Below are 19,063 nucleotides of genomic sequence, written 5' to 3' on the forward strand. Positions count from 1 at the left end.
GGGCGCACCCAGCAGGCTTTCCCTGGTTCCCTGCGGGAGCTATCTTTTCTTCTTAGTTCGCATTAACTAAGACTGGTCTTGCAAACATACTACAGCTATAAAAAGATAGCGGAGCAGGGGTTCAGGGGAAACTGCGACTTGCAACCCACTCTGAATCTGAGGGTGAAGCCCTCTGCTTTTCTTGTGGAAAGGGCGCACCCAGCAGGCTTTCCCTGGTTCCCTGCGGGAGCTATCTTTTTATATTTATTATATTTTGCAAGACCATGCTTTACATTCAGCAAGAACTTCTATTGACGATGCTTGCTGGAAGCATGATCCTGATGGCATTGTCATCCTGACCACAGGTATTGTTTACGATCATTTCCACGGCACGAGCGCCCATGTTTTTTTTCTGAACATTCATTGTCGTAAGCGGTGGATCTGTATATTCCGCAACTTCAATATTATCCATTCCGATTACCGCAACTGTATCAGGCACAGAAATTTTTCTTTTATTCAAAACTGAAAGAACACCAACTGCAACCTCATCAGAACCGCAAACAATTGCCCTTGGATATTTTCCGCCTTCAGGAATTTTTTCCATTGCCCTTGCACCACCCGGCATGGTGAAAGCTTCACAAAAGAAAAATTCTGCAGGATCTGATTTCAAATCATGGAGTGAAAGAATCTGACGAACTCCTTCAACGCGTTCATCATTCTGCCCTATGTAGATTATATCCTTGTAACCCTCGCGGTATAGGTATTCAGTTGCCTTGCTGGCTGTTTCACGGCGATCAAACATCACGCTACTTAGTCCTTCGTATTGCCATTCAACACAGACAATCTTATTCAGCCTTTTTTTTATTCTCTCGATTATTTTTTTATCATCCTCGATTTTGATGGCCTGATCCACAGCGACAAGAATGAGACCTCCAATTTCTTCTTCGTGAATAAGCGTGTTGAAAAGAACTGGATCACGAAGATCCTCAAAGAAGCGGATGAAGCTTATGTGATGATTGTGTTCATGAGCTGCTGTATGTATTCCACTTATGATTTCAGCATAGTATGGACGAAGAAAAACATCGGCGTTGCAAAGTATGACACCTATTTTATTTGATGCAAAAGCAACATCTCCCTGCTGAAGGGCCTGTGCTGCCTTGTTTGGTCTGTATCCAAGTTTTTCTATTGCATCAAGAATGCGCTGTCTTGTTTCTGGAGCTACCGATCTGTCGGAATTTCCGCTGATGACATAGCTTACCATGCTTCGTGTAACACCAGCTTCTCTTGCAACATCATTCTGCGTAACTTTGGACTTCATATTTTCCCCAATCAAAATCAGTCAAAATTTAGAAAAACATTTTATATGGTCAGAAGTTTAACATATAGAGCTTAAAAAAACAAATCGTGTTGATAAAATGTTGATGACTTGTAAATACGGATTAGAAAATAAAAAAACCGCTGCAAGAAAGTCTCACAGCGGCCTTTGATCTTTGTAAAGAAACTATCAGTCGATTGCAGACATATCTGCAACATCCTTTTCGTAGTCGATTCCTGCAATGTCGAAACCGTTGATTGCAAGGAAGTCGTGGCGGATAGCATCCATGTCAACAAGTTCGTTTACATTTTCTTCTGTAACCTGTGGCATGATCTTGTCTACTTCTGCCTGAACAGCAGGATCCATTTCCCAGTCGTCCATGCGGATTCTTCCGTCTGCATCAAGAGCAACATTCTTGTCTGCTGTGTAAAGACGTTCTGCAAAAAGGCGTTCCATCTGTTCGATACAGCCTTCGTGTGTTCCCTTAGCCTTCATGATCTTGAAGAGCACGCCGATGTACTGACAGATGATTGGGATAACAGAAGAAGAACGAGTGATGAGTGCCTTGTTTACAGAAACATAAGCAGCTCCACCGTTTGCCTTGAGGGCAGCATCGATGTTCTTTGCACGAGCTTCAAGATCCTTCTTTGCAGCACCGATTGTTCCGTCGCGGTAGATTGGATGAGAAAGTGAAGGTCCAATGTATGAGTAAGCAACTGTGCGACATCCTTCTGCAAGAACACCTGCTTCTGAAAGCTGCTTGATCCAGCGTTCCCAGTCTTCACCACCCATAACCTTTACTGTGTTAGGAATGTCATCGCCTTCTGCTGGCTGTGCTTCCATGTGACCGATCTTTCCTGTCATCATGTCGAGTGAAGGACCACCGTAAACCTTGTCTACAGGCTTGATTACAGACTTGTAGAGAACCTTTGTATCTGGGTCTGTGCGAACAGGGCTTGCAAGAGAGTAAACAACCAGGTCAAACTTTGTTCCCCACTTCTTTACTTCTTCGATAACTGTTGCACGGCATTCATCACTGAAAGCATCTGCGTTGAAAGTTACAGACTTAAGTCCGTCTGCAGCAGCTGCGCGGTCAAATGCCTTGTTGTTGTACCAACCTGGTGTTCCACCCTTTGTCTGTGTTGCTTCTTTTTCAAAAGAAACACCGATTGTATCTGCGCCATATTCAAAGGCAGCACTGATTCTTGAAGCAAGACCATAACCTGTAGAACAACCGAGAACAAGAACTGTCTTAGGTGCATAACCACCTTCCTTTGCAGTCTTTGTTCCACGCTTAGCCTTCTGAGACTTTACATAATTAATCTGATTTTCTGTTTCCTTTGCACATCCTGCTGGGTGAGCGTTGATACAGATATTCGAACGGATCATTGGTTTGATAACAGCCATTTCATTCTCCTAAAAAATAGATTCTAATTATTATATCAAGTTTATTCAAAATGACAAAATGTTTCAATATGTCAAACTAAAATCCAGACATAAATAAAAAAGGTGCCCTCTATAAGGACACCTCAAAAAAAAACTACATCTAACTATCTATAGATATCACCGTTAAAAAGCAGGATATCATCATATATGCTACGAAATACATTTACTTCCTCCAAATCATACCCCACATTACAAGGTATATACATTCTCTCATTACCTTCACAAACCGTTGCTGCATACTTCTCTGAATATTCAATTTCTTCATCGGTAAAGGCCGTTCCATCAATTTTAGAATATGTCCAAACAGCATCTTGAAAAAGGGATCCCATTTTGGCTTCCAGAACTGCCGAAGTTTCGCACAAAACCTTCATTGGCTCATCTGAGAAATAATCAACATACTTTTCTTTAATGCTATCATTAAAGGTATAGGCCCTCTTTATATCACTTAATTCAGAAATCTTTACATATTGCAATGATTCATCATCAGTAATCTTGGTGTAACCATCCAACTGACTATAAATGCCTTCTAGATACCTAACCCTATAAACTTCACTTTCAAAGAGATCGTATTTTTTCCAATATCTATTGATATACTTATTGCCATCTACATACTGGAAATGCCTAGACTCCTCAGGTGTAAAGTCCGATTTGTCTTCCTTGTAGCCTATTTCTTCTGATTCAGAGATAATGGTACCATCACCATTTATAGTAACATGATACACAGTTGTAGAAATCATGTTCAAATAAAACAAAGGTTCTCCTGGAAAGCCAAGAGTTACTTGACCTTCAAACTCATACGTATCCTTCCACTTGCCAAGCACATACCTGAAGTTTTCTGAAGAGAGTGGTTCTTCTTTTATAACCTCGGATCTTCCCTTTAGAGAATGGTTGCGCATCGGCTCAAGTTCATCGTCATTGTCAATTCTGTACCCCCACCTTTTTCCTTCATTGTCCGTATAGAAATAAACGATGTAAGGATCAACAAATCCCTTAGTATATCCTTTCCCATTGTTTTTATAGTCAGAAGGATCTTCAACATAAAGATTGCGGATAGAATCAAGTTCATCTTTGTTCATTCTGAAGTGGCTGTACCAGGCACCTGTTTCCCAATTGTCACCCCTTGCAAAATCAAAGACAACATTATAATCCACATTCTTGTTAAGACTTGGAGCCTTAGTAATTGATACAGTACCATTTTCGTCGGCGGTAAATTCTATTCCACTCGTAACATATACCTCTCCGAGACCCGTAGTTGGTGTCACCTTTATTTCATCATATCCATTAGGACGCACCTCTGTTCTGAACATGGTAACTTTATCAATGGTTTCCACTTCTTCCATAACAGAGATTGTAATTTCCTTTCCAGGTTCAACATAAGGGAAGTAGAAATCAGGTATTACTGTATCCTGATAAACGTTTTCACCATTTATCCTAATGTAAAGGAAACTTGCCATACAATCTCTATCTTCATAATAAAGCCTCTCATAAGGTGTTCCATCAGGATTAACTATATGGAGCATAATTCCAAGTTCACAAGGCTCCTGTACAATTTTAATTGTTTTAGGGATGATATTTATCTTTATCTGAGTGCTGTCGCTATAAGGAACATTGTTCTTCATTGCAATGACAGTAACGTCACTATAGTAATCTTCTTCAATATTCGTTGCATCATACACAGCTTCATGGTCAGTTGATTCAAGAACAACGCCATCAACAATCCATTTGTAACTGTCAAAGCCCTTTGTTGCCTTCAGGTAATAAAGGGATCCATCTCTTGTAACGGAAATCTTAACGTCTTCTTCCTCAGGCATGGTGACAGTAATATCTGCATTGTTAGGCTTGTTGAAATTACTAAGATAAGCTGTCTTAACAGTACTAAGACCGTTTTCAATATGAATTACTTCAGAATATGTATTCAAGACAATTGTCTTCTCAATATCTGCATAGAAAATAAAGTTGATGAAGTAATATCCGCTTGGCAAAGAGTTTTCATATTTCAAACCAAGGTAACCTCTTGGAGCAACCTGGAAATCCTTTTCCATGTCAAAGACATTTGTAAAGTCTTCCATAGATTTGCCATTTAAATCAGAAATCTCTGCAACAACCTGCTGAACAACATTGTTAACAGCGTAGTACATAGTATAACTAAGATTGCCGGATCCAGTATTGTCGTACTCTGACTGATACAAAACAAAATGGAGCGAATTGTTTCCAGAAACAATTGTTTTGGAAGTCGAGCCAGTGTAAACAGTATTTCCTTTTGATGCGATGAAAGTGAAAGTCCAGGAACCGCGCTTATCAATGGCAACCTTGTCACCAGTGAGTTTTTCAATGGAAGTCCATGACCTGATCTGTTTTTCTTCACCACCCTGGAAGCTTCCCTTGAGGGCAAAATACGTAAAATCTTCAAAATCGATGTTGGTGAGGGCAGTTCTTGTTTCAGCATCACCATCTTTTTCAAGAGTTATGCTTGCATAACTTGGTTCCTCTACACCTACATACACTGTTTCTACAGAAGGCGAACAGGACATAATGAAAGTTGCAAGACAAGACAACGCAACAGCCTTAATACATTTTTTAATTTCAAACATAGCTTAAATTACACTCCTTAATTTAAATATATTCCTTATACGTATTGTTGACAATACAAAATAAGACCCATTGCAAAAGTAACCCAGCCAAGGTAAATTTGTTTACATATATATGAACAGAGCAAAAACCATCTACGCAACAATTTATTTAATCTGCCTCATGGCTTTTACAGGATGCGCCTCAAAACTTTTGGTAAAACCTTTGGAAAACAACTGTGCCCAAATCAGTCTTGAACTGGAACTAGGGAAAATCCTTGAAAACACATTGGACACCGCTATGTCCGGACTAAATGAAATTGAGGGCACCAGGACACAGAACGAAATATTTGACCTTCCTTCAATAAAAAAATCAATTGAAAATGCCGGCTACAAAAATGTTGAAATATCATCGCCAGAAAGAACAAGACTCAACCTTTCTTTTGCAGGTAAATTTGATTTCATTGAAAGTGATACAGACAAAACGACTTTAATAGTTACACCGGAAGCCATGCAGAAATTTTCAAATTCTCTGGGAGAAGAATTCAAAAGCATCATGGACCTTTTTATGGCACCAGTACTTTCAGATGAAAACATGAGCAATGAAGAATATGCAGAACTGGTTGCAGTTGTTTACGGACAGCCCCTTGCAGAAGAAATGCTTAAAAGCAAAATGGAATTTTCCATTGCATCACCAAAGGGAAAAACAAAGGCCTACAAGATTCCTCTCGTAGACCTTCTTACACTTTCAGAAGAAAAAATTTTTACTTCCGAATAGAAGAGTTTGCGGCGGAAAGAATTTCCATGTTCACTTCAGAATATGGAAGTCTACTTTTTCTGCACAGCTCGCTTACACTTTTATATTCTGGGTAGATTCTTTCACTGCCATCAATTTCTACAATCTTGCATTCAGCAGAACCGAACTTTGTTTCCACAGTAATCTGACGGCGCTTTAATTTTGTCCGCTCCATTTCCTGCCTTCTGATTCCAATTGTACTTGTATGTCTGAAAATTATTTCTTCAAGCTTTATCCTTTCGCTTTCATTACAGACAACATAGAGAATGTATGCAGGTCTGTTTTTTTTCATTACGCATGGAACATAGTGGACATCGAGAGCTCCATTGGACATAAGTTCTTCCATTGTAAAAGCAAGCTGCTCACCGCTACAGTCATCGATGTTGGATTCAAGCTTTACAATCGTATCACTGAGGGGTGTCGTTTTTTCTTCTACAAGCATTGCACGCAGAAAGTTTGGTCTTTCGTAAGTTCTCTTTCCTGCCCCATAACCTGTTTTAAGCACCTTCAGTTTAGAAGGAAGACTGAAGTCCGTTGCAACCGCAGCAAGCAACGCAGCTCCAGTCGGAGTTACAAATTCCCCGTGGTCCTTTCCCATCTCCAGAGGAAGCCCTGCCTTTTCAACAATTGCCGCAACTGCAGGTACAGGAACTGGAAGGATTCCATGGGCACATCTGATGGTTCCGCATCCTTCGTAGATTGAATTTACATAGACCTTGCTGATGTTTAGATTGTCGAAACATACGGCAAAAGAAATTATATCAACGATTGAATCAACTGCGCCGACCTCATGAAAATGAACCTGATCGATTGTCGTGCCATGAGCCTTCGCCTCTGCTTCCGCAACAATATTGAAAATCTTCGAAGCAATTTTCTTTGCATTGTCCGTCATTTTTGTGCCATCGATTATCTTAAGAACGTCTGCAAGATTCCTGTGTTCATGATGATGGTGATGTACATGTTCCTCGTGATCGTGATGATGTTCTTCATGATGCTCGTGGTGATCATGGTGATGCTGCTCATGTTCATGCCCAAAAAGATATTCCATGTCATGGTCATGGTTTTCAATATCAAGGATTACGTTAAAGTCACAGCAGTCGATTCCTGTTTTCTTTACCCGCGTAATTTCCACCTTGAATCCAGAAGCTGGCACCGTGGCAAGCACAGTCTTCAGTACTTCTTCATCAGCTCCAAGGTCAAGGAGAGAAGCAACGGCCATATCTCCGCTGATTCCGCTTGAACATTCAAAATATAGTGACCTGGTTTCATTTTCATTCATTGTCATTTTACGCTTCCTTTTACTGCAAGTCTGTTGATCTGTGTCGCAATGTAGGCGGCACCATAACCGTTGTCTATGTTCACCACGCTTATTCCGTTGGCGCAGGAATTTATCATTGTAAGCAAGGCACTAAGCCCTTCAAAACTTGCACCGTAGCCAACACTTGTAGGGACTGCAATGACAGGCACGCTGCACAATCCGCCGATTACACTTGCAAGGGCACCTTCCATTCCAGCTATGGCAACAACGCAGTTGACCTTTCCAAGAACGTCGGTCTTGCTGAGGATTCTATGGATCCCGCTTACGCCTACATCGTAGACGCGCTCAACTTTTGTACCAAAGAATTCAGCGGCAACAGCACATTCTTCCGCAACCTTTATGTCCGCAGTTCCAGCTGTGCATACGGCTATGCTTCCAATCAGAGGTTCAGGCTTATCTGCAAGACGAATGATCCTTGAAACATTGTCATATGCAGCATTGGGGTACATGGCTTTTATGAGTTCCGCCTGATGCTCCGACGCACGGGTTGCCATTACACTACCGTTCTGCTCGTAAAGTTTTTTAAAAATCTTGCAGAGGAAATCGTCTTCCTTTCCCTGCGCAAAGATAACTTCTGCAAAACCAGTACGTTCCTTTCGGCTAAGGTCAGGCTTGGCAAAATTCATTTCAGTGTATATTTCATCGCTCATAATCATCTCCGTAAATTCAGTTCATGCTGCCAGACTTAAAGCCCTTGAGATCCACAGTAATGAAATCAAACCCTTGGCGTCTAAAAAAGTCAGAGATTTCATCCTTAAGCCTTGCGATTTCAATTATATCAGTTTCAGAAACTTCAATCCTTGCTATGCTCTTTGCACTTTTACTTTCATGGACACGAACCCTGTACTGTCTGAACCCTTTTTCTGCAAGGTACTTTTCACAGACTTCAACCTGACGAAGGAGTCTGGGAGTAAGTTTTGCGCCCGTCTCAAACCGAGTGGCAAGGCACGCAAAGCTTCCCCTGTCCCAACCTTTTATTCCAAGTTCCCTTGAAAGGATCCTGATTTCTTCTTTTGTAAATTTCAATTCCTTAAGGGGACTTTCGATGGTCAGCTCTTCAAGGGCTTTCATGCCGGGCCTGTATTCCTTTGTGTCGTCAAAGTTTGTTCCGTCTACAACATGACAGAAACCTAGGGATGTTGCCTGATTTTTCAATTTTGCAAAAAGTGATTTCTTGCATATGTAGCATCTGTCCTTTGGATTGTTCTCAAAGTTTTTGATGGCAAACTGATCGAATTCCACCACATGCAGTCCGATTCCCTTTGAAGCGCAGTAAGCCTTACATTCCTCAAGTTCCTTCTGCGTAAAGGTTGCAGTTGAAGCCGTGAAGGCTGCGGATTTATTTCCGAGCACGCAGAATGCAACTTCCATCAAAAACATGGAATCCACACCGCCAGAAAATGCAACCGCAACACTGCCCGCATCCATAAGCCATTGTTTTAATGAATTGAATTTTTCTTCAAGATGACTGTTCATTACTGCCATGGTCATTTCCTTTCCGTAAGGCTCAATGGAAGTTCAAGTCCATTGGCTTCAAGCAGATTCCTGTCGCGTAAAACTTCATCAGGAGTTCCGTCTGCAACGATTTTTCCGTCACACAATACAATAACGCGGTTGCAGGTATCCCAGATGAAATCCAGATCATGGCTTGTGATTATCTTAAGATGGTCAAAGCCATTAAGTATGTTGATGAGGTTCCTTCTGTTCCTTGGGTCAAGTGAAGCACTTGGTTCATCCATCAAAATGATGTCGATGTTCATGCTGAGGATCGTCGCAATGGAAGCAAGTTTTTTTTCACCGCCAGAAAGCTCATGGCTGTATTTATTTTTAAGATGGGTGATACCAACCTTTTCAAGGGAAGAGGCAACGCGGTTTTCAACTTCAGCTTTTCCAAGACCGTAGTTCACAGGACCAAAAGCAACGTCCTGTTCAACTGTTGTCATGAAAAGCTGGTTGTCCGCTTCCTGAAATACAAAGCCGATTTTTTCACGAACTTTGGAAAGTGTATTTTTTTCAAGGGGAATTTCTTCCACACGGATAGAACCTTCAAATCCAAGATCAAGACCAATCAAAAGTTTTAAAAGAGTTGATTTTCCGGCACCGTTTGCACCAATGATTCCTATTGAATCTTTTTCACGGGCATTGAGAGTAATTCTATCAAGAACTTTCTTATTCTCTCCGTAGGCAAAGGAAAGATCATTTATATCAATGTGAATGTGACTCATTAAAATGCCCCCATAAGTTTTTCAAACATCCTTCCTATAAATTCAAAAGCAGGAAAAAACCTCAGGATTATTATTATACCAGTCCATGACAAAAGAAACATTATGTCCCTAAAACCAAAACTATGTTTTTCAGAAAAAAAATATTCCATTGAGAAACCGCGAAGGTTCATAGCTTCATAGATTTCCTGAGCGCGATCAAAAGATCTTAGGATTATTCCTCCAGTCAAAGAGCCCCACGCCTTAAAATGAATTCCTTTCTGTCCCGGCGCCCTAAGACTGTAGGCCTGAAATGTTCTTCTGACTTCCTCAAGAAAAACATTTATGTATCTAAAAGCAAGCATCAGCTGAATCACCATCACTGACGGAACTCCAACTATAGCAATGGAAGAGCATATTTCATTCATGGAAGTAGTGGCAACAAGAATATAGATTGCAAAAACCGTGAGCACGCCTTTAACAATAAGGGACGCTGAATAAATCATCCCCCGTGTAATCGGCAGGTCAAAATTCAAAAACTTGAATTCAAAAACCGGAGTTCTGTCAAAGAAAGGATTGAGGAGAGCCATTATAAGAATAACCGGAAGAAAGAACAAAAAATTCCCAATGACTTTTTTGAAGCTGAGGGAAGATGAAATCAAAATAAAGACAGGGTAAATGGCCATCAGAAGAAGGGATGAAAATTGCATAGGCCTAAAACTTACGGTCATTGTAAGGAAGAGAAAAGTTACTGCTATTTTAACCAATGGATTCAAACGAGATAAATAGGAATCAACCTTCTGTCCCTTTTCAAGGCCATTGATACCATTTATCGCCCTGTCTATTCTATTCAATTTTTACTCAACTTTTTTTATTCTTATTGCGAACAATCATGGCAACACCTGCTGTAAATGCAAACACAATCAGACTTCCAAGAAGACCTGATGCACTTTTACCCGCAGCAGTTTCTTCCTTTCCAAGATTGTAGTCAGGCATTACGGAAGTCATATCCTGAATGTCAGCGGCCTTTTTAAGGACTAAACTTTCTGATTCAAGTTCAGATGTTCCTGCAATTTTTTCCATACTCCATTCAAGCCCATCAGGATGTTCGGAAGCAAGGAGAGAAATTCCTCCGCCCATAACCGCAGAACAAATTGCAAGAACTACCAATACAGAAGCAAGTGTCATGCGAGTTTTTTTTGAAGAATTTACTCCCCACAATAGTTCACTGCGGGTTTCGTAGATAAAACAAAGGACTGCACCTGTAATAAGCCCTTCAACAGCACCTATGGCTAAATGAATTGGCTGCATAGCTGCCACGAAAAATTTAAAGGGAAGTTCTGAGATTCCTGAAATCAAAGTTTCCAATGTTACACTGAAAGCACCCATCTGAAGAGTAAGGACACAGGCGATGATGCTTGCCGCCATAATTCTTGCCTTTGAAACTCTGGTTGAAATCATAGGTTTCCAAATAATAAAACTGCCCACAAAGCATCCATAGAAAGCCATGTTCCACACATTACAGCCCAAGGCAAGAAGACCGCCATCCGCAAAAAACAAAGCCTGTATTAACAGAACACTTATCATTGAAATAAAACCGCACCAGGGCCCAAGCAGTACACTCAATAGCATGCCACCGCAAAGATGTCCGCTTGATCCCGTCCCAGGAATAGTAAAGTTAAGCATCTGGGCTGCAAAAACAAAAGCACTCATTACGCCCATTAAGGGAATCTTTTTTGCAACTGATTCCTCTGGAGCCTGGGTATTCTCATTGTGGATTTTTCGGATGGAAACTCCTGCAGCTGCTGCCGAAAGCACAAACATTGTTCCAGCCACAGCAGGATTGATCAAAGCATCTGACATGTGCATTTTATTATCTCCTAATCTTCCATTATTATATCACATAGGGAAGTTTTATTTTATTCCTCCCAATTTCATGTAACATAAATTTATTAGTGCAATTGAACAAGTTTTGCAAAGACACTACTATCTTCTCATGTTCAGAAATATCATTGCCTTCATTAAAAAGGAAACGGTTTTAAGTGCAGCCTGGATTCTTGCACTCATTTCCGCATTCCTCGTTCCACCTTCAAAAGAATATTTGTCTTACATAGACTTCAATACCCTTTTTCTGCTTTTCTGCCTTATGGCTGTCATGGCATCCTTTAAGAAGCTCGGGGCATTTGAAAGCTGCTCGAAATTTCTTCTTGGAAAATTTAAGAGTAAATCGGGCATTCTTTCAGTTCTTGTTTTCATGCCGTTCTTCTTCAGCATGGTGATTACAAATGACGTTGCACTCATAGTTTTTGTTCCGCTTGCAATCATCACCCTTAGAATGTGCGGTCTTGAAAACCTTGTGCTCTTTACAGTCGTACTTCAGACTCTAGCCGCAAACCTTGGCAGCATGAGTTTACCTATGGGCAATCCACAGAATCTTTATCTTTATTCCATTTCAGGAATCAATATCGCAGGATTCATTTCAACAATGATTCCATACACGGCTGCAAGCTTCATTCTTCTTTTAATGAGCATTTTTATATTCCAGCTGAAGAACAAGGCGACAGCAGAATTGCAACCTGAAATAAAACCAGATGAAGATGATAAAAACAAAAGCTCCAAGGGGATTTGGATCGCAACAGTTGTGTGCTTTATACTCTGTCTTCTTTGCGTCGGAAAATTATTCCCTGCATGGATTCTTTTTCCTGTAATTTTCATTGCATATCTTATTGCAGACAGGAAAATCCTCAAGAATGTAGATTATTCCCTGCTGTTTACTTTCATCGGATTTTTCATTTTTACGGGAAACATAAAGAACATGGATGCAGCCAGAGAAGTCATCGCCACTGCAATCACAGGCCATGAAGTTGGATTCAGCATTGCAGCAAGCCAGGTGATATCAAATGTTCCGGCTGCCCTTTTGCTTTCATGTTTTACCGATAACTTCAAGGCACTTTTGATCGGAACAAATCTTGGAGGCCTTGGAACCCTGATTGCTTCAATGGCAAGCTTGATTTCCTTCAAGCAGATTGCAAAAAACTACCACGACAAGCGCGGAAAATATTTTATCCAGTTTACAGTGATGAATCTTGTGTTCCTTGCTCTTCTATTTGGCTTTCATCTGATTCTTGCCTAAGGTCGCATGGCTCGCAAAGAGCGTCCGATTCTTTTATTTCCTCTTCCAGCGGTATGAACCATACGTTCATGTCGCATGGCTTTTCAACGCCTTCAATTCTGCTTCCGCCTGAATACTGCCAGAAAGTAAACCTGTAAGGCGACGTCGGCTTTTTTGAATATTGGGCAAACCACATTTCATATTTATTCAGGATCTCAGGAGTAAAGACAAAGAACTTCCACATCAAATTTGCATATAGCATTGTCTTGAATCCCGCTTTTTCGATTTCATCAAAAAACAGTTCCGTATTTCGGCAAAAAACTTCTTCTGCAACTTCATCAGTTCGTGCTTCATCATAAAAGACAAATTCAGGATCATAGACGACCGGCAGATCAAGCATGTCAGGTGTAAGATTGTCTATTACGATTTTTGCTTCTTCCAAAGCTTCCTCGTCATTTATTGCCTGGCTGTAAACATACACGCCGATTTTAAAACCTGCATTTTTTGCATCTTCATAGTAGCGGTCAAAATTTTCATCCTTCACAAGATTTCCGCTTTCATATCCGTAGCGTCTGTAGGCAAGCCGAAGTATGACAAACTCGTAGCCGTTTTCCTTCAGCAGGTCAAAATCAACTTCCCCCTGATGGCGAGAAATATCCACACCGTTTACAACACGATATGGAGCACCTTTTTTTGTGTAATAGAATTCGCCTTTCTTTTTAAGCCATTTGGTATCAAAGGTATTTTTTGCAACATCAGGATGAGGATGAACATGCTGTCTTTCTATCTGTCGGTTGTAGATTTTAAGACAGTCTTTTTCAGGACACGAATTACAGGAGAAAAACAGAATGGAAAAAATAACTGCAGCCAAAGCCGATATAACTTTCATACATAAAGTATAGCATGAAAATTACAACCGAGGTATTTCCTTTTTCAAGATTTTTTCATAAACCGCATTATAATTTATGCATAACATAAATTATGACAGGGAAGTTTTTCATGAAGACACTACGCCTTTTTGTTATCGCATTCATAGCTTTTATATTTTTCTCATGCAACGGACTTAATCTGGAAAGCAACCGTGGTTCCATTGCCTTCCAGTTACCTTATAACGAATCACAGACAAGAGAACCCACAGCTCATACCTCACAGAATCTTGCTTATATCATTTCTATCTATGATCAAAACAATATGGAAATAGATAGAAAAGGTGGAAATTCTGGGGATACAGTTACCTTTGAGAACATCATTGAAGGACACTACATCGTTCGTTGCAATTGTTTTTTGAGAATAGATAACAGAGATATTCTTTACGCACATGCAGAAAAAACTGCGGAAGTAAAAGCTGGAGAAAGATCATCTGTTACACTCTATCTTCAACTGACGCATGAAAATATTCCTCCAACCGAACCTAAGCAGGAGGAGAACGTTCCGGATTACATAAAGAAATTTGAAGGAGCAGAAACCGTTGCCTGCACAACCTGGGATGAACTTGCAGATACGATAAATACTCTGGGAGAAAGCCAATCAATCGTATGTTCACTTTCAGGAACATATGATGCAACAAGTCAAATAATCATTAAATTCGGACATAAGGTTCTCCTTACTGCATCAGCTGACACTACAATTAACACCAACTGTACAAGCGGAGATCTATTTTTCATTAAAAATGGAGTTCTTATTGTTGCAGGAACAAAGGATGCAAACATTACTTTCACAGGTGAAATGCCTAATTCAATTTTCAATGTAAACGACTCCGATGCGGAACTGACAGTAATAGACAATGTAGATTTCGAGAATTTCACTTGTACTAATAAAGATGCAGGTGGTGCCGTCTACGTAGCACAAGGTGTATGCAGCATAAACGGAGGTGTTACTTTCACAAACTGCAAGGCAACAAAATCTAATGGCGGTGCAATCAATGCAGTTGGTGGTCAGTTGTATGTTACCGGAGAAACTTTAGAAAATCCTGTAATCTTCAATAACTGCAGTGCAAATAAAGATGGTGGTGCAATATACATAAATGTATCAGAACATAAAGATGGGTATTTTATGCAATTATCAGACATTATTTTTGGCTCTGAAGAAGGTAAAGAAAACATCTGCGGTACTGATTACTACAGCCGTGACATATACATTAATTCCATCGATACAGTTCCTGTCTACTTAACTGGAAACTTTAGGTCTATAGACAATAAAGTTGAAATATTCGCCGCCAGCTACTTCATTCTTGGCTCTGAAACAGAAACAACTGCTGACCTAAATATTACTTTTGATTCAAACTTCTTTGATGAGGCAATTAGTAACGATATGCAAATTATTTTTACAGATGATACATGCGATGAGGATTTACTTAACCACATCAAAGTAAGGTCTCTCAGTTCCCCTGACTGGAAAAGAATTGATGAGAATGGATATGTAATCACCGACTAAAAGTTACAGCGTTAAAAAAAAGGGGATGCCCAACAAGTATGATTTACGGTGGTTGAGCTAGTCGAAACCACCACTAATAGCGTAGCTGTCATTTCGACAAGCTCAATGAGCGCTACGCTGCATACTTTGGGGACATCCCCTTTTTTATTTCAGCCAATCAACAATGCAATTATATTCCATTGTAGTGGCTTCTAATCTTGTCAAGAACATAGTCCTTGAATTCCCCAAGAGCAAATGTTCTCTGTGGAATCTTTGAGCTGAAGCGGAAGCGGCATGTAACTGTGTTTTCTGCCTTTTCCTTTTCGCCTACAACAAGGATGTATGGTGTGCGGTGTGCAACAGAAATATCCTTGATCTTGTTCTTCATGTTCTCGTCTTCAAGATATGCGTTTACCTTGATTCCAGCTGCCTTAAGTTCTTCATAAACCTTCTGTGCATAGTCGTTGAAGTCTGGGCTTACCGGAACAACTGCAACCTGTTCAAAACAGAGCCATGCTGGGAATACACCTGCATAGTTTTCAATAAGGATACCCATGAAGCGTTCAAGGGAACCGAGAACTGCACGGTGGAGCATTACCGGATGGTGCTTCTGGTTGTCGGCACCGATGTACTGTGCGTTCAATCTTTCTGCTGAAGGAAGCTGGTAGTCAAGCTGGATTGTACCGCACTGCCACTGGCGGCCGAGGGCATCGATCAATGTGAATTCAAGCTTTGGACCGTAGAAGGCACCTTCACCAGGCTGGATTTCATAATCCATTCCGCTTGCCTTACATGCTGCTGCAAGTTTTGCTTCCGCCTGCTGCCATGTTTCAATTGTACCAACATGGTCTTCTGGCATTGTAGAAAGCTTAACAAGAAGGTTCTTGTCGAATCCAAAGTCCTTGTATACATCAAGCAAAAGCTTGCAGAACTTTGTTACTTCGCTTTCAATCTGTTCTTCCGTACAGATGATATGTGCATCATCCTGAACGAATCCACGCACGCGCATGATTCCGTGGAGTGTTCCGCTTGGTTCGTTGCGAACACAGTGTCCGAATTCTGCGATGCGCATTGGAAGATCTTTGTATGAACGTGAGCGGCTGTTGAAGATTTCAAGATGGCCAGGACAGTTCATAGGCTTGATTGCAAACTGCTTCTTTTCTGATTCAGTCGTGAACATGTTCTTCTGGTAGTGTGACCAGTGACCTGATTTTTCCCAGAGAACCTTTGGCATAACTGCAGGAGTATTTACTTCAAGGTAGCCGTCCTTTACGATCTTTTCGCGCATGTAGTCCTGAAGTGTTACATACATTGACCATCCGTTTGGATGCCAGAATACCTGGCCTGGATCTTCCGGTTCAAGGTGGAAGAGGTCGAGGGCTGTACCAAGCTTTCTGTGGTCGCGCTTTTCTGCTTCCTCAAGCATTGTGAGGTAGTCCTTGAGATCATTTGGCTTGTAGAAACAAACTGCGTAAACGCGTGTGAGCATTGTCTTTGTGTTGTCTCCACGCCAGTATGCACCTGCAACAGACATGAGCTTGAAAGCCTGCTGGTTGATTTCCTTTGTGCTTTCAACGTGTGGACCGCGGCAAAGGTCAAGGTAGCCGTCCTGTTCGTATGTTGAAATTGCCTCGCCATCAGGAAGATCATTGATGAGTTCAATCTTGTATGGCTGATCCTTGAAAAGTTCAAGTGCATCTGCCTTTGAAACTTCCTTGCGTACAAATTCGTGGTTGCCTGCAAGGATCTTGCGCATTTCCTTTTCTACTGCAGGAAAATCAGCTTCGGTGAATTTAGTGTCCGTTGGAAAATCAAAGTCATAGTAGAATCCGTTATCGATAGCAGGACCGATAGCGATCTTTGTTCCAGGGAAAAGCCTGAGTACAGCTTCTGCCATTACGTGGGCACAGCTGTGGCGTACTGTCTGCAATTTTTCATCAACTGCCATAAAATCACCTTCTGTTTTGAATGAATTTAAAATAGTAGGAATAGAATAATGCTTTTTGAGAATAAATTCAATTTATGACCATGGGGACAGACCCCTATGATCCCATTTAAGAAGTCTGTTGTTTTTTAGCCAACGGATTTGTTCGCGCCTACGGCACTCACGGTTTTGTCACGCGGATTTGAAAAACCTGACGGTTTTTCTGTTTTGTGTTTAAGAAACCAAGTGTGGATGACTGTAGGGACAGGAAACTATGGTTCGACCTCATGGACCTTTAGTATTTATCAATATTTTATAACCATATATTCTTTGTATGTTCCATCTAAAGAAGTCATATATTGACCATTTCCATCCTTAGTTGGCATTGTTGAAATACTGTCAGGGAAAACAACAAAAGTATACTTTGAATCCATATCGCCAACCGATGTAAATGTTCCATTGTTTTTTACAAACAAAGTGATTGACTCTGCTTCTGGCCAAGAACTCAATTTGATGTTTAATTTATTAGAAGAAAGTTCAATTCCATCAACATTAATTTCCGGATCACCACAAGATTCATTTGCAACATAAATTCCAATATCTGTTGTAACAGTTCCGCTCAGTGTAAGATTCGTATCCTCAGATCCCTTTGCTAGGTAAATGTCACCATATCCGCTGTTCTGGGTACTTTCATTTCCAGAGAATGTACAACTTTCAATGGTAGCTGTTCTTTCAGACATGACATGGATAGCACCATATGTTGAGGAAATACTACTAAAAGCACATCCTGTCAATTTTACGTCGTTAGCAAGAATTGCACCACAGGAAATATTTGTAAACACAGCATTATAGACAACAATATTTCCTTCTAATCCATACATATAATTCAATATGCAATCATTAACACTGTCTGTGAAAACAATTTTTTTATCAGAAGAAGATTCATTAATGTTTAGTGTAATTCCTGAACTGATTAATAAATATGCTTCTTTATCACCTCTGATTACCCTAAGATTATCTACCACCGATTTAATTGTGATATTCTTTGTTATTGGAAGTGCTCTTTTAAATTCCAAATCATAAGTCTGATTATCGGAGTTATAATCACCTTTAAGATATATGGTTCCATTTTCAGGAACGTTTACTATTGCAATGGTAAAATCATCAGGTGTTAAACACGGATTTTCTTTTGAAAGCCCAACAGTTAAATCAGGAACAACAGGTTCTTCAATCTGCTGATTTTTAACAACATAAAGATTTACAGTTGTTTCTATATTTCTTAGATTCAGACAGAGTGCAGGTGACTTTAAACTGATACAGAGTTCTTTCACCAGATACTATTACATCCTGGGGGGCGCCTGAACCACCAACAGCCATTGATTCTCCACGTGTCTGAACGTCCTGAGTCTGAGTTCTTTCTGCCGAAAATTTACTGCTGTCCGTTACTGTTTCAGTCCATCCGTTGGTAAAGACAACTTCTGCAGAAAGGAAATTCTTAAAGTTGCCGTTTACATAAGACATCATTTCATCTTCATTGGAAAATTCAGTTTTTCCTGTATATCTGATTGAACTTCGATTTACATCTATTTTATCAGGGCGGTTATATGACAGCACAAGATTTACAGGAATGACCTCACCGCCCTTTACTTCGGCACTGGCAGAACCTGCGGCAATTCCATCTCCCCCAGCATAGCAGATCCCTTTTACCACATAAGAGCCTTCCTGCAGCTCAGAAAAAGTTACGGATGAACCTTCAGTTGCAGACTTGGAATCAATGAAAGCTCCAGAAGATGAATAAAGAGAAATTATATAATTTATGTTTTCAAAACTGTTGACCGTCTGTCCATCCTCAACAATCTTTCTCGATGATGATGGAAGAGATACCTGAACTGCTCCAACTGGATTCTTAAGATTCAGCTGGGAACACGAGAAAATAAAAAATGCAGCGACTGTAAAAAACAAGTTTCTAAATATCTTCATAAATTCACTCCGA

At 40.4% G+C, this 19,063-nt stretch carries 16 protein-coding genes; 3 read left to right on the forward strand and 13 right to left on the reverse strand.

Going from position 1 to position 19,063, the window contains the following annotated elements:
* Nucleotides 1–274 precede the first annotated feature (274 nt).
* From ACKI39_RS05660 to ACKI39_RS05670, 3 genes are all read right to left on the reverse strand, one after another.
* Nucleotides 275–1,297: a LacI family DNA-binding transcriptional regulator gene (locus tag ACKI39_RS05660; protein ID WP_407398496.1), complete on the reverse strand. Its 1,023-nt coding sequence runs from the start codon at nucleotides 1,295–1,297 to the stop codon at nucleotides 275–277.
* A gap of 186 nt (nucleotides 1,298–1,483) precedes the next feature.
* The gene (fabV, locus tag ACKI39_RS05665) at nucleotides 1,484–2,701 is read right to left on the reverse strand and encodes an enoyl-ACP reductase FabV (RefSeq protein WP_318689947.1); all 1,218 of its coding nucleotides are present in this window, start codon (nucleotides 2,699–2,701) and stop codon (nucleotides 1,484–1,486) included.
* 143 nt (nucleotides 2,702–2,844) lie between these two features.
* On the reverse strand, nucleotides 2,845–5,331 hold the full coding sequence (locus tag ACKI39_RS05670; RefSeq protein WP_407398498.1) for a hypothetical protein: 2,487 nt from the start codon (nucleotides 5,329–5,331) through the stop codon (nucleotides 2,845–2,847).
* Nucleotides 5,332–5,443: 112 nt separating this feature from the next.
* On the opposite strand from ACKI39_RS05670, the gene ACKI39_RS05675 reads away from it, so the two are divergent.
* Nucleotides 5,444–6,085, forward strand: coding sequence for a hypothetical protein (locus ACKI39_RS05675; RefSeq protein WP_407398500.1), 642 nt, complete (start codon nucleotides 5,444–5,446; stop codon nucleotides 6,083–6,085).
* Here ACKI39_RS05675 and larC read toward each other — a convergent pair.
* Genes larC through ACKI39_RS05705 form a run of 6 tightly spaced genes read right to left on the reverse strand, consistent with a single transcriptional unit; the run spans nucleotide 6,072 to nucleotide 11,485 of the window.
* Complete coding sequence (gene larC, locus ACKI39_RS05680) at nucleotides 6,072–7,388, reverse strand: nickel pincer cofactor biosynthesis protein LarC (RefSeq protein WP_407398502.1); 1,317 nt, start codon at nucleotides 7,386–7,388, stop codon at nucleotides 6,072–6,074. The two genes, ACKI39_RS05675 and larC, sit on opposite strands and share 14 nt — an antisense overlap.
* The gene (larB, locus tag ACKI39_RS05685; protein WP_407398504.1) at nucleotides 7,385–8,071 is read right to left on the reverse strand and encodes a nickel pincer cofactor biosynthesis protein LarB; all 687 of its coding nucleotides are present in this window, start codon (nucleotides 8,069–8,071) and stop codon (nucleotides 7,385–7,387) included. The genes larC and larB overlap by 4 nt, the downstream gene beginning before the upstream one ends.
* A gap of 16 nt (nucleotides 8,072–8,087) precedes the next feature.
* Nucleotides 8,088–8,906, reverse strand: a complete 819-nt coding sequence (larE, locus tag ACKI39_RS05690; protein WP_407398506.1) for an ATP-dependent sacrificial sulfur transferase LarE — start codon at nucleotides 8,904–8,906, stop codon at nucleotides 8,088–8,090.
* 2 nt (nucleotides 8,907–8,908) lie between these two features.
* A complete protein-coding gene (locus ACKI39_RS05695; RefSeq protein ID WP_407398508.1) occupies nucleotides 8,909–9,646 on the reverse strand; it encodes an energy-coupling factor ABC transporter ATP-binding protein in 738 nt (245 codons plus the stop codon).
* Nucleotides 9,646–10,476, reverse strand: coding sequence for a cobalt ECF transporter T component CbiQ (cbiQ, locus tag ACKI39_RS05700; RefSeq protein ID WP_407398510.1), 831 nt, complete (start codon nucleotides 10,474–10,476; stop codon nucleotides 9,646–9,648). Before cbiQ ends, ACKI39_RS05695 begins: the two co-directional genes overlap by 1 nt.
* A 7-nt stretch (nucleotides 10,477–10,483) precedes the next feature.
* Nucleotides 10,484–11,485, reverse strand: coding sequence for an energy-coupling factor ABC transporter permease (locus ACKI39_RS05705; protein ID WP_407398512.1), 1,002 nt, complete (start codon nucleotides 11,483–11,485; stop codon nucleotides 10,484–10,486).
* Nucleotides 11,486–11,618: 133 nt separating this feature from the next.
* Between ACKI39_RS05705 and ACKI39_RS05710 the strand changes: the two genes are divergently transcribed.
* Entirely contained in the window at nucleotides 11,619–12,755 is a 1,137-nt protein-coding gene (locus ACKI39_RS05710; RefSeq protein ID WP_407398514.1) for an SLC13 family permease, read from the forward strand.
* On the opposite strand, the gene ACKI39_RS05715 is transcribed toward ACKI39_RS05710, so the two are convergent.
* Nucleotides 12,694–13,623, reverse strand: a complete 930-nt coding sequence (locus tag ACKI39_RS05715) for a GH25 family lysozyme (protein ID WP_407398516.1) — start codon at nucleotides 13,621–13,623, stop codon at nucleotides 12,694–12,696. The two genes, ACKI39_RS05710 and ACKI39_RS05715, sit on opposite strands and share 62 nt — an antisense overlap.
* Before the next feature lie 110 nt (nucleotides 13,624–13,733).
* Here ACKI39_RS05715 and ACKI39_RS05720 point away from each other — a divergent pair, with 110 nt between their 5' ends.
* Nucleotides 13,734–15,167, forward strand: a complete 1,434-nt coding sequence (locus ACKI39_RS05720) for a hypothetical protein (protein WP_407398518.1) — start codon at nucleotides 13,734–13,736, stop codon at nucleotides 15,165–15,167.
* Nucleotides 15,168–15,336: 169 nt separating this feature from the next.
* Here ACKI39_RS05720 and thrS read toward each other — a convergent pair whose 3' ends face one another.
* From thrS to ACKI39_RS05735, 3 genes are all read right to left on the reverse strand, one after another.
* Complete coding sequence (gene thrS / locus ACKI39_RS05725) at nucleotides 15,337–17,094, reverse strand: threonine--tRNA ligase (protein ID WP_407398520.1); 1,758 nt, start codon at nucleotides 17,092–17,094, stop codon at nucleotides 15,337–15,339.
* A 281-nt stretch (nucleotides 17,095–17,375) separates the two neighbouring features.
* Nucleotides 17,376–18,401: a hypothetical protein gene (locus ACKI39_RS05730; RefSeq protein ID WP_407398522.1), complete on the reverse strand. Its 1,026-nt coding sequence runs from the start codon at nucleotides 18,399–18,401 to the stop codon at nucleotides 17,376–17,378.
* Nucleotides 18,313–19,050, reverse strand: a complete 738-nt coding sequence (locus ACKI39_RS05735; protein WP_407398524.1) for a hypothetical protein — start codon at nucleotides 19,048–19,050, stop codon at nucleotides 18,313–18,315. Before ACKI39_RS05735 ends, ACKI39_RS05730 begins: the two co-directional genes overlap by 89 nt.
* Nucleotides 19,051–19,063 lie beyond the last annotated feature (13 nt).

Source organism: Treponema sp. (assembly GCF_045641405.1).
In the GTDB taxonomy this organism is placed as follows: Bacteria; Spirochaetota; Spirochaetia; order Treponematales; family Treponemataceae; genus Treponema_D.